General features: G+C 71.5%; 14 protein-coding genes. 2 read left to right on the top strand and 12 right to left on the bottom strand.

The features are described 5' to 3' along the window. The first annotated feature begins 25 nt into the window (after nt 1-25). Entirely contained in the window at nt 26-1,078 is a 1,053-nt protein-coding gene (locus RIF65_RS00710) for an LD-carboxypeptidase (protein ID WP_309064732.1), read from the top strand. Between the two features lie 69 nt (nt 1,079-1,147). Here RIF65_RS00710 and RIF65_RS00705 read toward each other — a convergent pair whose 3' ends face one another. The 7 genes from RIF65_RS00705 to RIF65_RS00675 all read right to left on the bottom strand — a co-directional run bounded on the left by RIF65_RS00705 (nt 1,148) and on the right by RIF65_RS00675 (nt 8,863). Continuing rightward, nucleotides 1,148-1,990: a mechanosensitive ion channel family protein gene (locus RIF65_RS00705; RefSeq protein ID WP_309064733.1), complete on the bottom strand. Its 843-nt coding sequence runs from the start codon at nt 1,988-1,990 to the stop codon at nt 1,148-1,150. 135 nt (nt 1,991-2,125) lie between these two features. Next, on the bottom strand, nt 2,126-3,355 hold the full coding sequence (locus RIF65_RS00700) for an alpha-hydroxy acid oxidase (protein WP_309064734.1): 1,230 nt from the start codon (nt 3,353-3,355) through the stop codon (nt 2,126-2,128). Then, nucleotides 3,352-4,080, bottom strand: coding sequence for an ABC transporter ATP-binding protein (locus RIF65_RS00695; protein ID WP_309064735.1), 729 nt, complete (start codon nt 4,078-4,080; stop codon nt 3,352-3,354). Before RIF65_RS00695 ends, RIF65_RS00700 begins: the two co-directional genes overlap by 4 nt. A gap of 1 nt (nt 4,081) precedes the next feature. Beyond that, a complete protein-coding gene (locus RIF65_RS00690) occupies nt 4,082-5,788 on the bottom strand; it encodes a branched-chain amino acid ABC transporter ATP-binding protein/permease (RefSeq protein ID WP_309064768.1) in 1,707 nt (568 codons plus the stop codon). Continuing rightward, nucleotides 5,788-6,663: a branched-chain amino acid ABC transporter permease gene (locus RIF65_RS00685; protein WP_309064736.1), complete on the bottom strand. Its 876-nt coding sequence runs from the start codon at nt 6,661-6,663 to the stop codon at nt 5,788-5,790. The genes RIF65_RS00690 and RIF65_RS00685 overlap by 1 nt, the downstream gene beginning before the upstream one ends. A 28-nt stretch (nt 6,664-6,691) precedes the next feature. After that, the gene (locus RIF65_RS00680) at nt 6,692-7,867 is read right to left on the bottom strand and encodes an ABC transporter substrate-binding protein (RefSeq protein WP_309064737.1); all 1,176 of its coding nucleotides are present in this window, start codon (nt 7,865-7,867) and stop codon (nt 6,692-6,694) included. Nucleotides 7,868-8,011: 144 nt separating this feature from the next. Beyond that, a complete protein-coding gene (locus tag RIF65_RS00675; RefSeq protein WP_309064738.1) occupies nt 8,012-8,863 on the bottom strand; it encodes an FAS1-like dehydratase domain-containing protein in 852 nt (283 codons plus the stop codon). 89 nt (nt 8,864-8,952) lie between these two features. On the opposite strand from RIF65_RS00675, the gene RIF65_RS00670 reads away from it, so the two are divergent. Beyond that, a complete protein-coding gene (locus tag RIF65_RS00670; RefSeq protein ID WP_309064739.1) occupies nt 8,953-9,735 on the top strand; it encodes an MBL fold metallo-hydrolase in 783 nt (260 codons plus the stop codon). Between the two features lies 1 nt (nt 9,736). On the opposite strand, the gene RIF65_RS00665 is transcribed toward RIF65_RS00670, so the two are convergent. The 5 genes from RIF65_RS00665 to ribD all read right to left on the bottom strand — a co-directional run bounded on the left by RIF65_RS00665 (nt 9,737) and on the right by ribD (nt 13,640). Further along, nucleotides 9,737-10,096 carry a Fe-S protein gene (locus RIF65_RS00665; protein ID WP_309064740.1) on the bottom strand — a complete coding sequence of 120 codons (360 nt, stop codon included), beginning with the start codon at nt 10,094-10,096 and terminating at the stop codon, nt 9,737-9,739. Between the two features lie 127 nt (nt 10,097-10,223). Continuing rightward, a complete protein-coding gene (gene ribH, locus RIF65_RS00660; protein ID WP_309064741.1) occupies nt 10,224-10,697 on the bottom strand; it encodes a 6,7-dimethyl-8-ribityllumazine synthase in 474 nt (157 codons plus the stop codon). Then, nucleotides 10,694-11,965: a GTP cyclohydrolase II gene (gene ribA / locus RIF65_RS00655; protein ID WP_309064742.1), complete on the bottom strand. Its 1,272-nt coding sequence runs from the start codon at nt 11,963-11,965 to the stop codon at nt 10,694-10,696. Before ribA ends, ribH begins: the two co-directional genes overlap by 4 nt. Next, on the bottom strand, nt 11,962-12,612 hold the full coding sequence (locus RIF65_RS00650) for a riboflavin synthase (RefSeq protein ID WP_309064743.1): 651 nt from the start codon (nt 12,610-12,612) through the stop codon (nt 11,962-11,964). The genes ribA and RIF65_RS00650 overlap by 4 nt, the downstream gene beginning before the upstream one ends. After that, nucleotides 12,612-13,640 (bottom strand): bifunctional diaminohydroxyphosphoribosylaminopyrimidine deaminase/5-amino-6-(5-phosphoribosylamino)uracil reductase RibD, encoded by a 1,029-nt coding sequence (ribD, locus tag RIF65_RS00645; protein WP_309064744.1) that lies wholly within the window; start codon nt 13,638-13,640, stop codon nt 12,612-12,614. Before ribD ends, RIF65_RS00650 begins: the two co-directional genes overlap by 1 nt.

Here is a 13,640-nt window from a genome sequence, read left to right as displayed (position 1 = left end):
GCCGCCGCTGTGATGGGATGGACGGATGCTGCTCCCACCCAAGGCACGACCCGGCGACCGCGTCGCGGTGCTCTCCCCGGCGTTCGCGGCGCCTGCCGCCGGACCGGCCGTCCACGCGCAGGCCATGCAGCGGCTCGCCGACATCACCGGCCTGGTGCCGGTCGAGTACCCGACCACGCGTCGGCTGGATGCGACACCGGAGGCGAGGGCGGCCGACATCAACGCCGCCTTCGGCGACCCGCACATCCGAGCGATCCTAGCCACGATCGGCGGCTCCGATCAGATCCTCGTGACCCCGCACCTGGATGCGGCGCTCGCGACCGCGGACCCGAAGCCGTTCCTGGGATACAGCGACAACACCAACATCCTGAACTGGCTGTGGCGCCACGGCATCGCCGGCTTCCACGGCGGCTCCACCCAGGTGCATCTGGGAGCGGGTCCTGGCGTCGACGACGTCCACCTGTGGTCCCTGCGCGCGGCGCTGCTGGACGGCGGGGTGCTGGAAGTCACCGAACCGGGCGAGTCCGAGGACTTCGGGCGGCACTGGGACAGCCCGGACGCGCTCACCGCGTTCGGCGACCGCGAGCCGGCCGAGCCGTGGACCTGGGCGGGGCCCGCCCGCCGTGTCACCGCGCACACCTGGGGCGGATGCCTGGAGGTGCTGGTGCAGCTCGCACTCGCCGATCGCCTGCCGTCCAATGACGAGTTACGCGGCGGCATCCTGCTGCTGGAGACCAGCGAACGGCTCACTCCCGCCTCGGCCGTGGCGGAGCAGCTGCGCGCCTTCGGCGAGCGAGGACTGCTCGCGGCGGTCGCCGGCGTCGTCGTGGCGCGCCCGCCGGTGAGCGGATTCGACGTCCGCCCGGACGCGTTCGAGCGAGCGGAGCTGCGTCGGGCCCAGCGCGACGTCGTGCTCGCCGCGCTGGCTCGCTACAACCCGGATGCCGTCGTCTGCGTCGGCGTGCCCTTCGGGCACACACGTCCGCAGTGGATCCTGCCGTACGGTGGGTTGGTCAGCCTGGACGGCGTCGGGCGCACGATGACAGCCGACTTCGCCGGCACGCTGCAGCGCCCGTGACGTCGTGTACGAACGCGGCCCTCCTCCCGGCAGGGGGAGGAGGGCCGCGTCCGTGGGTGGCTCAGCGGCTCAGGCCTGCGGAGGCACCGGGGGCGCCGGCGGCGCCGGCGGCGTGCCGGGCGCGGGCGGCGGAGAGGGCGGGGCCGACGGCGGGACACCGGGGTCGCTGGATGCCGTCGCCTGCGGAGCGGATGCCGACGGCATCGAGCCCCTCGACGACGGTGCCCCCGAGGAGACGGATGCCGTCGCCAACTCGGACTCCATGGTGCCCAGCCACTTCTCCCACCGCGACTGCATGGGGCGGATGAGGCCGCCGCCGATGCCGACGATCGCGATGCCGGCGAGGGTGGCGAGCACGGCGATGAGGATCGGCATCGTCACGGTGACGGCGACGCCGACCTGGTTGAGGGCGGCGATCACTCCCATGGCCACGATCGAGATGGTCACGATCCTGGTCAGGACGGCACCGAACCGGAACTTCGCGAGGGCCGGGCGCATGATGTCGCCGACGAAGTTGGCGATCGCCGCGACCACGATGACGATCACGATGGCGACGAACACCCGCGGCAGCCACGCGATGATCGATTCGACGATGCCGGCGACCGGGTTGCTCGGTCCGAACGCGCCGAGCGCGAGCAAGAGTGCGATCAACAGGATGAAGTAGAACACCAGCTTGACGATCAGCGTCAGCGGGTCGATGCCGGTGGGGGCGAGCAGTCTGGTGATCCCGGCTCTGTCGAGCAGCCGCTGGAATCCGATCTTCTTGAACAGGAACTCGAGCGCCTTCGACACGCTCTTGGCGATCAGCCATCCGATGAGCAGGATGACGAGGAACACGAGCAGCTGCAGCACGAAGCGCCCCAGATTCGCGAGCATCTCGCCGATCCCGGCGCCGGCTTCGGACCAGTCCATGGTGGTACCTCCTTGTCTCGTCCTCCCGGGACGGACCCGAGAGGCGATCTCCGGTCTAGCGAGCCGTGGAGCCTGGGTCAAGGGGGGTTCTGCGCGGCACCGTTCTGTGGGAGGGCCTGCGCGGAAGCGGCGGAGTCAGTCCAGGCGCACCCGTCCGCGCAGTTCCGCGATCGCCGAAACCCCGGCCAGTTGCATCGTGCGGACGGCCTCCGCGCGCATGATCTCCAGCATCCGATCGACTCCGCGCTCGCCGCCGGCCATCAGCCCGTACAGGTAGGCGCGGCCGACCATGCACGCGTCGGCGCCCAGCCCGACGGCGGCCAGCACGTCGGCGCCGGAGAGGATGCCGGTGTCGAGGAACACCTGCGCGCGTCCGTCCACCGCGTCGGCGACCCGGGGCAACAGACGTAGCGGAGTCGGGGCGCGATCGAGCTGTCGCCCGCCGTGGTTGGATACCACGAGGGCGTCGGCACCGGCATCCACCACCTGCTTCGCGTCGTCGACGGACTGGATGCCCTTGACCACCAGCCTGCCTTCCCATCGTTCGCGCAGCCAGGCGAGGTCGGCGAAGCTGAGAGCCGGGTCGAACATCTTCGCCACCAGCTCGGCCACGGTCCCGTCGAACGAGCGCAGGCTGGCGAACTCGATGGGGTCGGTGGTCAGCACGTTGACCCACCACGCCGGGTGCGTCGCGAAGTCCCACATGGTGCGCAGATTCAGCGACGGCGGGATGGTGAGACCGTTGCGGGCGTCGCGCAGCCGGTTGCCGGCCACCGGGGTGTCCACGGTGAGCACCAGCGTGTCGTAGCCGGCGGTGCGCACATCGTCGATCAGTTTCAGCGTGCCCTCGCGGTCCTTCCACAGGTACAGCTGGAACCAGTTCTCGCCGTCCGGCACGGCGCGGCGCAGTTCGCCCGGCGAGGTGGTGCCCATCGTGGATAGCGTGTACGGCACGCCGGCGCGGGCGGCCGCGCGCGCCACCGCGATCTCGCCCTCGTGGTGCATCATCCTGGTGAAGCCGGTGGGTGCCAGGATCAGCGGGAACGCGGCGCGACGGCCCAGGATCGTCGTCGAGGTGTCCACGGCCGTGACGTCGCGGAGCACGCGAGGCTCGAACTCGACGGCGGCGAACGCCGCGCGGGCTCGGCGCAGGCTCAGTTCGTCCTCGGCGGCGCCGTGCACGTAGTCGAACACGGAGCGTGGGGTGGTGCGGCGTGCCACGCGGGCGAGGTCCTTCACCGTCAGGGCGCTGCGCAGCCGACGCTCCACCGGGTCGAGCACCGGCCGGCGGAACCCGAGCAGCGGCGCGACCGCACTCCAGGTGGGGATGCGCCGCCGCACGCGTCGGCGCTCCGGTGCGCTCACTCCTTCGCCCTGCCCGTGCCGAGGTAGGCCTGGATGATGTCGTCGTCCGCGAGCAGGTCGGCGGACGCGCCGGAGCGCACGATCTCACCGTTCTGCAGGATGTGCCCCTCGTCGGCCGCCTGCAGCGCCCGCCGGGCGTTCTGCTCCACGAGCAGCACCGTCGCACGGGACGCGCGGATCTCGTCGATCACCGCGAACACGCCGTCGACGATCTTCGGCGCCAGACCCATCGACGGCTCGTCCATCAGCACCAGGCGGGGACGGGCCAGCATGGCGCGGGCGATGGCGAGCATCTGCTGCTCGCCGCCCGACAGCGACCCCGCCGGGAGGGCGCGGCGCTCGCCGAGCACGGGGAAGCGCTGGTACATCTCGTCGATCGCGGCAGCCGCGTCGCGCCGGGGCAGGGTGCGCGCGCCCATCTGCAGGTTCTCGGCGATCGTCATCGTGGCCAGCACCTGGCGACCTTCCGGCACCTGCACCAGGCCGCGGGGGACGAGCCGGTGCGACTTCGTGCGGGTGATGTCCTGGCCGTCGAAGAGGATCGTGCCGTGCGAGGGCCGTACCAGGCCGGAGACGGCGTTGATGATCGACGACTTGCCGGCGCCGTTGGCGCCGACGAGCGTGACCAGCGAACCCGCGGCGACGTCGAACGTCACCCCGCGTACGGCCTCGACGCGCCCGTACGACACGCTGAGATCCTTCACGCTGAGCAGTGGCTCCGCCATCTCAGTCCCTCCCCTCGGTGTGCGGTTCCGAGGCGCCGGAGTCCGAGTCGGCAGACCCCAGGTACGCTTCGATGACCCGCTCGTCCGCGGCGATCTCGGCAGGGGAGCCCTCGGCGAGCACCTCGCCGAAGTTGAGCACCACGATGCTGTCGCACGTGTCGAGCACCATGCCGACGTTGTGCTCGATGAAGATGATCGTCAGGCCGTCGGCGGCGAGGGAGCGGATCAGGCTGGACAGGCCCTCCGCCTCGACGTGGTTCATGCCCGCGGCGGGCTCGTCGAGGATGAGCAGCGACGGGTCGGCGGCCAGCGCACGGGCGATCTCGAGCCGGCGCTGGTCGCCGTACGACAGCGCCTTCGCGGTGACGTCGGCCTTGTCGAGCAGTCCGACCCGGCGCAGGCAGCGGGCTGCGTGTTCGAGGGCGAGGCGCTCGTCGCGGCGGGCGGAGGGCAGCCAGAGCAGCCGGCGCAGGAACGTCGGCTTGGCGACCAGGTGCGCCCCGATCAGCACGTTCTCCAGCGCGGTGAGCCGGTTGAACAGCTTGGAGTGCTGGAACGTGCGGGTCACTCCCGCGGCAGCGATGCGGTGCACGGGCGTGCGACCGACCGGAACGCCGAGTACGGTCGCGGTGCCCGTCGAGGGCGGGATGAGCCCGCTGATCATGTTCACCAGGGTCGTCTTACCGGCGCCGTTGGGCCCGATGAGGCCGACCACGTCACCGCTGCGCACGGTCAGTTCGACGCCGCGCACCGCGTGCACCCCGCCGTACTCCTTGCCCAGGCCGTTCAGTTCCGCAACGACCTCACCCTTCGCGGGGTGCACACGCCCGGCGACGACGGCGCCGGTGTCGAGCGCGGCGACGTCGATGCGCTGGCGGCGGCGGGGGATCAGGCTGGCGATGCCGCCCGGCAGGTACAGGATGACCAGGAGCAGCAGCAGACCGGACAGGAACGGCCGGATCCAGCCGGCCTCGATCCCGATCGCGCGCTGGATCTCGGGGATCAGCGTCTGGAAGCCGCTGCCCAGGATCGGACCGAAGAAGTTCGCGGTGCCGCCGACGACCGCGGTGACCAGGCCGTCGATGGCCTTGTCGAACGCGAAGTCTTCGGGGGCGATGAGACGGAGGTAGTACGCCCACATCACGCCGTACAGACCGGCCAGGACGCCGGCGGCGACGAACGCGCTGAGCCGGTGGCCACCGACGTTGATGCCGATCGAGCGGGCGGCGAGCTCGTCCTCCCTGATCGCCTCCAGCGCGCGCCCGTACCGGGAGCGGCCCTGTCGCCAGAACCAGTACGCGACGACGGCGAGCACGATCCACGCCATCAGCGGCGTGATGATCTTCGGGACCGGCATCCCCTGCGCCCCGCCGGTCCACTCGGCGTTCAGGATGAAGATGCGGATCGCCTCCGCGAAGCCGAGCGTCGCGATCGCCAGGAACACTCCGCGCAGCCGCATGGTGGGCAGGCCCAGGATGACGGCGGCCAGCGCGCCGACCAGCATCCCGACCGCCATCGCGAAGAGCAGCGTCGGGACGGGCCCCCACTGCGTCGGCGCCGGAGTGATGGTTGCGGCCGTGAAGGCGGCGATGCCGGCGAAACCGGCCTGGGCGAGGCTGAGCTGCCCGGCGACGAGCACCGCGTAGAACGAATAGGCGAAGACGCCGTTCAGGGCGATGAAGACGAGGGTCGACTCGCTGAGCAGCATCACACCTCACGCACCTTGCGCTTGCCGAACAGCCCCTGCGGACGCAGCAGCAGGATCGCGAAGAGCAGGGCGAAAGCGATCAGGTCGCGCCAGCTCGTGCCGATGTACTGGATGGCGAAGACCTCGGCGATGCCCAGGATGATCCCGCCGATCAGCGCGCCGGGGAGCGAGCCCATCCCGCCGACGATGATCACGGCGAGGCCCTTCAGCTCGATGGCGCCGCCCATGCCGAGCTGTGCGCTGTTCACGTTCAGCGCGAACAGCACACCGGCCACCGCACCGAGCGCGGTGGAGATCGCGAACGTGATGGCGGTGACCCGCTCGACGTTGACGCCCAGCACACGCGCGGCGGCGGGGTTCTCGGCGACTGCGCGCATGGAGCGCCCGAGCGACGAGCGGCTGACGAGCACGGTCAGGGCGATCATCAGCCCCAGCGAGACGGCGAGGATCAGCAGCTGCAGGTAGCCGGCGGTGAGCCCGGCGAACTCGACGTTGCCGTCCGGGAACGTTCCGGCCGGGAAGCGCCGGGTGTTGGGTCCGAACGCCGCCTGCAGCAGCGCGATGAGCATGCCGCCTACCGCGATCGACGAGATCAGCCCTGCGAAGTGCGCGTCGGGGCGGTCCTTCAGCGGGCGGAACGCGATCCGCTCGATGAGCAGGCCCAGCACGGCGCCGAACACGAACACGATCACCAGGACCAGCCCGATGGGCAGGTCGAGGCTGTCGGTGAGCCAGATGCCGACGAACGCCGAGGCGGCGAACGCGGCGGGGTGGGCGAGATTCAGCCGATCCAGGATGCCGAACACCAGCGTGAAGCCGATGGCGAACAACGCGTAGATCGAGCCGAGGAACAGGCCGTTCAGCAGCTGCTGCATGGGAGTGGCCCCTCAGCCGAGAGCGGGGTCAGTCCAGAACGGCGAACTTGCCGTCCTCGACGATCTGCACGACCGCCTCGTGCTCGGCGTCGCGGTTCTCGTTGATGCTGATCGAGCCGAGCGGCGTGGCGAGGTCCTTCACCTCGGACAGGCCCTTCTGGATGTCGGCGCGCTCGGCGGAGCAGTTCGCCCGCACCGCGTGGTCGATGATCTTCAAGCCGGTGTACGCCTGTGCGGCGAACTGGTCGGGACCGGCGCCGAACTTCTCCTCGAACGCCTTCATGAACGCGGTGTTCTCGGGGCTCTCGGAGGCGGAGTTCCAGGCGGCACCCACGATGACGCCTTCCGCCGCGTCGCCGGCGTCCTTCATCAGCTGCGGGTTGTTGAAGCCGTTGCCGCCGATGATCGGCTGGTCGAGCCCCAGCTCGCGCGCCTGCGTGACGAGCGGGATGGCGGCCTCGATCAGGGCGGAGACCACGATCGCGTCGGGGTTCTGCTCCTTGGCGGCGGTGAGGAGGCTGCGGAAGTCGGTGTCCTTCACCGAGAACGTCAGGGTGTCGAGCACCTCGACGCCGGCATCCTCGAGCGACGACTGCATCACCTTGTACCCGGACTCGGTGAACGCGTCGTCGTTGCTGTACATCACGATGACCTTCTCGAGGCCGAGCTTCTCGGTCGCCGCCTCGATGGTCTGCGGGATGACCTGCGCCTCGGTGAGCGAGTCGCGGAAGATGAAGTCGCCCTGCTCGGTGATGCCGGTGGCGGTGTTCGAGACCGCGAGCACGGGCACGCCGGCCTCCTGTGCGATGGGCTGCGCCTGGAAGGCGGTGTTCGACAGGGTCGGTCCGATGATGACGCTCGCGCCGTCGGAGACGAAGCCCTCGAACACGCTGATGGCCTGGCGCGGGTCGGTACCGTCGTCCTCGACGGTGAGGTCGTACTTCACGCCCTCGGCGGCGTTCAGCTCCTCGAGTGCGAGCTCGAGACCCTTCTGCTGCGACTCGCCGTAGCTGGCGGCGCCGCCGGTGAGGCTCAGCGCGGCGCCGACCGGGACGGTCCCCTCGATGGTGCAGCTCTCGCCGCTGCCGGTGCCCTTCAGGCCCTCGGCGGCGTCGCCGGAACCGCCCCCGTCGGTCGAACTGCACCCGGCGAGGACGAGGGCGGAGGCGGACAGGACGACTGCGGTGCGAAGGACGTTGCGCATGGTTGCTCCGATCGACGGCGAGGACGGGTATGCGAGCCGGGCTGCGTCGCCGGTCGGCGGCGCCGCGGTGGCGCGCACTGCCTCATCGACGCGCGCCTGCCGGCGATGGCTCGATCATAGTGGCGGGTCGGGACGTGCCGGCGTTCATCCGTGAAGATGCACGACGAAACCCGGCCGGCCCGCGCCGTCGGCGACGAGGGAGAGACGGATGCCGTCGGCGGTGGCCTCGTGCCGCAGGCGCGCGCCCTGCCCGCAGAACAGCGGAGCGTTCGCACGGTACCCGACCCGGGCCGGGGGACGCCCGCCGTCCAGTCGGTGTGTCTCGGCCAGGGCGACCGCCTGGAGGGGGCCGTGCACGACCAGCCCCGGGTAGCCCTCCACCTCGGTCGCGTACGGCCAGTCGTAGTGGATGCGGTGGGCGTTCGCGGTCAGTGCAGAGAACCGCATCAGCAGTGTCGCGTCGGTGCGCAGCATCCAGCCATCGTCGTCGCGGTGCAGTGGCGGGGCGGGGACGGCGTCGGTGGGCAGCCGATCGGATGCCGGGTCGCGCGGCGCTTCGCGGTAGACGAGGTCGAGACGTTCGGTGAGCGCAGAATCGCCGTCCTCGCCCGCGATGCGGGTGCCGACCGAGACGAGGACGAAGGGACCGGACCTGCCGTGCTTGCGCTGTACGGCGGTGACGTGCGACTCGCGCCGCACGGTCTCGCCGACGCGGAGCGGGCGGTACATCGTCACCTCGCCACCGGCGATCATCCGGCGCGGCAGATCGACGGGCGGCAGGAGCCCGCCGCGTCGCGGGTGCCCGTCGACACCGAGCTCGCCCGAGCCGGCCCAGCGCGGCAGCGCCACCCAGTGCCACAACGCGGGCAGCGGCTCGCCGGTCTCAGGCGCGGGCAGGCCGTCGTCGAGGATCGCGGCCAGACCCGCCACTCGCGTCGCGTCGACCGTCTCCTGGCTGCGGACCGTGTGCGGCCGCCAGTCGCCGAACTCCACCATGCCTCCTTGGATCCGATGCGGGCCGTTCGGTGCGGACCCGACGCCTATGCTGGCAGGCGAAGCCGCGGCAGACGAGGAAGGACGCCGGGATGACGGACAGAACCGACCGATGGGGCTCGCTCGTCACGCGGGTGCTGGCACCGAACCCGGGTCCGATGACGCTCGACGGCACGAACACGCTGGTGATCCGGCATCCGTCGTCGCCGTCCGCGGTCGTGGTCGACCCCGGGCCGGCGGACGACGCGCATCTGGACCGCGTACTGGCGGTCGGGCCGGTCGAGCTCATCCTGCTCACCCATCACCATCTCGACCACGTCGAAGCGGCCACGGCCCTGCACGAGCGCACGGGGGCGCCGGTGCGGGCGGCGGACCGCGCACTGGTCGCCGAGGCGGAGCCGCTCGCCGACGGCGAGGCGATCGAGGCAGGCGGATGCCGGATCGAGGTGCTCGCCACCCCGGGACACACCGCCGACTCGGTGTGCTTCGTGCTGCGCGACGACGAGGGGACCAGCGTGCTCACCGGCGACACCATCCTCGGGCGGGGCACCACGGTGATCGCCGACACCGGCACGCTGGGGGACTACCTCGGTACCCTCGAGCGGCTGCGGGCGCTCGGCGATGTGACGGTGCTCCCCGCTCACGGCGAGCGGCTGCCCAGCCTGCGGGCGATATGCGACGAGCTGCTCGCGCATCGCCGCGCGCGGCTGGACGAGATCGAAGCCGCGCTGCGCACCCTGGGACGGGCGGCCTCGGCGGACGACGACACGGTCAGCGCGGTCGTGGACGTGGTCTACCCGGAGGTCGACGGGCGGATCCGGTTCGCGGCGGAGGCGTCCGCACGCGCGCAGCTGGAGTACCTGTCGGACGCCTGAGTCAGCCCCAGAGCAGGGCGATGCCGGCGTTCAGCAGGGTGAGCACGCCGACGCCCCAGAACAGTGCCGGAGCGACCGCGTCCCCCCGGCGCTGACGGGCGGAGCCGATGCCGAGCAGCGCCCCGATGATCAGGAGCACGACGAGCTTGGTGCCGATCTTGGCGTAGTTCATGTCGGCGCCCTCGGCCAGGCCCCACGGGGCCGCCAGGATGAGCCCGGCCACGCCGGCGATCGCGAGGCCGATCTGCATCAGGCGGGTGAAGCGGCGCTGACCTCCGAACGCTTCGACCGCCCACGCGCCGAACAGCGTGGCGAAGCCGATGAGGTGGACGAACACGACGATCTGGCGCAGGGTCTCCATGCCCTCAGCGTATCCCGTGGCCCTCCCGCGCGGCACTACGGCTTCATAGCCTGTTTCGTCTCGCTCGCGCTGCGCGCGTGCTCGCTCAACGACTACGAAAGCGGGCGCCCTCAACGACCGCGACGGGTCAGGCGTGGAGTTCGCGGACCACCAGAGCGGTGCGCAGCGCGGCATCCGCCGCCTCCGCGCCCTTGTCCTCCTTCGAGCCGGGCAGCCCCGCCCGGTCGAGGCCCTGCTTCTCGTCGTCGAGGGTGAGCACCCCGAAGCCGACCGGCTTCCCGGCATCCAGCGACACCCGGGTGAGGCCGTCGGTGGTCGCCGACGAGACGTACTCGAAGTGCGGGGTTCCGCCGCGGATGATCACGCCGAGCGCGACCACCGCGTCCGCGCCGCCCGCGAACGCCGCCTGCGCGGCGACGGCGAGCTCGAACGACCCCGGCACCCGCACCAGCGAGTGCGACGCACCGGCCTCGTCGAGCACATGCTGCGCGCCGGCGATGAGCCCGTCCGTGATGGTTTCATGCCAGGTGCCGGCGACCACCACGACCCGCATGCCCTTCGCGTCGATGTCGCCCTGCTTCGGTGCTCCCGCGCCGCTCATGCGCGATCCTTTCGCTGTGCGAGCGCCTCGGCCAACTCGGTCTCGCCGATGATGTGGCCCATGCGGTCACGCTTGGTCTCGAGGTACTGGTGGTTGTTGGGGCCGACGCCCACGATCAGCGGCACCTGCTCGACGACGTCCAGGCCGAGCTCGCGCAGTTTGCTCACCTTGTCGGTGTTGTTCGTCAGCAGGCGCACCTTCGAGATGCCCAGGTCGGCGAGGATGCCGGCCGCAGCGGCGTACTCGCGGGCGTCGGCGGGAAGGCCGAGGGCGAGGTTGGCGTCGACCGTGTCGAGGCCGTCCTCCTGCAGGCTGTACGCGCGGAGTTTGTTGATCAAGCCGATGCCGCGACCCTCGTGGCCGCGCATGTAGATCACAACGCCGCCGTCCTGTTCGATCGCGTCCAGCGCGGCCTGCAGCTGCGGGCCGCATTCGCACTTCAGCGATCCGAACGCCTCGCCGGTCAGGCACTCCGAGTGCACCCGAACCAGCGACGTTTCGCCCGGCTCGCCGGAGACGACCGCGATGTGATCGGTGCCCGTGACGCGGTCCTTGTACGCCAGGAAGCGGAACGTGCCGTGCTCGGTGGGCACGGTGGCGTCGGCGCGCAGGCTGACGCGGCGGCGCGGGTGCGAGCGGGGGGCCTTCGGCTCCAGCGGTTCGTGCACGTTCAGGTACGCGATGAGCTGTTCGATGGTGATGACCGGGACGTTGTCGCGCTCGCCGAGCTCCATCAGGCCAGGCAGGCGCATCATGCTGCCGTCGTCCGCCACGACCTCGGCGATCGCGCCGACCGGATGCAGTCCGGCGAGGCGCATGAGCTCGACCGCCGCCTCGGTGTGGCCGCTGCGTTCGCGCACGCCGCCGTCCACGGCGCGCAGCGGGAGCACGTGTCCGGGGCGGATGATGCTGGTGGCGGTCGAGTTCGGGTCGGCGAGCACGTTGAGGGTGCGGGCCCGGTCGGCGGCGCTGATGCCGGTGGTGATGCCCTCGGCGGCATCCACGCTCACCGTGTACGCGGTGGAGCGGGCGTCCTCGTTCGTCTCGACCATCGGCGGCAGGTTCAGGCTGTCGGCAAGGTCGGCGGGCATCGGCGCGCAGATGAAGCCCGACGACCAGCGCACCAGCCAGGCGACCGTCTCGGGGGTGGCGAGCTCGGCCGACAGGATCACGTCGCCCTCGTTCTCGCGGTTCTCGTCGTCCGCGACGATGATGGGCCGGCCGGCGCGCAGCGCGTCGAGGGCCTCGGGGATGGTGGCAAGGCTCATCGGGAGCCTCCTTCCGGAGCGGTGCGGAACGCGAGGAGGCGCTCCACGTGTCGGGCGAGGACGTCGGTCTCGAGGTTGACGCGGTCGCCGGGGGCGAGGGCGCCGAGGGTGGTGGTTTCCAGGGTCTCGGGGATCAGCGACACCTCGAACCAGTGCGCGCTCGCCTGGACGCCCGCGCCGTGCGAAGGTGCGGGGCTGACGGCGCTGACCGTGAGCGACGTGCCTGCGACGCTGATCGAGCCCTTGTCGACCACGAGCGGGGCGAGGTCGGCGGGCATGCCGATGCGCAGCACGCGCCACTGGTCGCCGGGGCGCACCTCCTGCACGACGCCGACGCCGTCGACGTGGCCCTGCACGATGTGTCCGCCCAGGCGCGCGCCCACCGGCATCGCCTTCTCGATGTTGACGCGCGAGCCGACGGCGACGTCTCCCAGAGCCGAGACGTCGAGCGTCTGCTTCATGACGTCGGCGGCGAAGGTGTCGGCGGTGGAGTCGACGACAGTGAGGCACACGCCGGACACGGCGATCGACTCACCGTGTACGGCGTCGGATGCCGCCTTCGGTGCGCGGACGGTGAGCCGCCAGCCGTCACCCGCGGGGGTGATGGCGGCGATCTCGCCGATCTCCTCGATGATTCCGGTGAACATCAGGCTCCTTCTTCCCGTCCGGCGGGGTGTGCGATCGCGAGCAGGTCCTCGCCGAGCGGCAGCCACTCGGCGACGGTGAGGCGGCGGGCGTCGGCGATGGTGGTGACGCCGATGTCGGTGAGCGCGAGCCGGTCGCCGCCGAGCAGCACGGGGGCGATGTAGGCGAGGATCGTATCGGCGAGGCCTGCGGCGATGAACGCGCTGGCCAGCGTGGGCCCGCCCTCCACGAACACGGTCTGGATGCCCCGCTCGCGCAGGTCGGCGAGCACTGCGGCAAGGTCGTGGTGCGGGTAGAGCAGCGGGGCGTGCGGATGCCGCCGCAGTGCCGCCTCCGTCGGCACCGGGCGCGTCCCGATCACGACGGGGACGGGCTGAACGGGCAGTAGACGCTCGCCGTCGCGCGCGGTGAGCGCGGGGTCGTCGGCGAGGACGGTGCCGGTGCCGACGACGATGGCGTCGGCCTGCGCCCGGCGGCGGTGCACGTCGGCCCGTGCGGCGGGTCCGGTGATCCACTGGCTGCTGCCGTCGGATGCCGCGGCGCGGCCGTCGAGGCTCTGCGCCCACTTGACGATGACATGCGGGCGGCCCAGGCGCTGCACCTCGAGCCAGTCCGCGATGACCGCGTGCGCGTCGCCGGCCTGCTCGCCCGCGACCACGTCGACGCCCGCGGCGCGCAGACGATCGGCTCCGCCGCCGGACGCCGCGCCGGGGTCGTCCAACGCGTACACCACGCGGGCGATGCCGGCATCGATCAGGGCCTGCGCGCACGGCCCGGTGCGCCCGGTGTGATTGCACGGCTCAAGGGTGACGACGGCCGTCGCACCCCGTGCCTGGTCGGGGGCAAGCCGAGAGAGTGCGTCGACCTCGGCATGCGGGGTGCCCGCGCCGCGGTGCCAGCCCTCGGCGAGGATCTCGCCGGCAGGGGACAGGATGACGGCCCCGACCTGCGGGTTGACGCCGCGCGGTCCGTGCAGTGCGAGCGCCAGCGCACGCGACATGGCGTCGCGTTCGGCCCCGGTCACTGTCAT

The organism is Microbacterium sp., assembly GCF_031180975.1.
Lineage (GTDB): Bacteria > Actinomycetota > Actinomycetes > Actinomycetales > Microbacteriaceae > Microbacterium.
The sequence above is the reverse complement of the archived record's forward strand: the minus strand, read 5'-3'. Positions and strand labels throughout refer to the sequence as shown.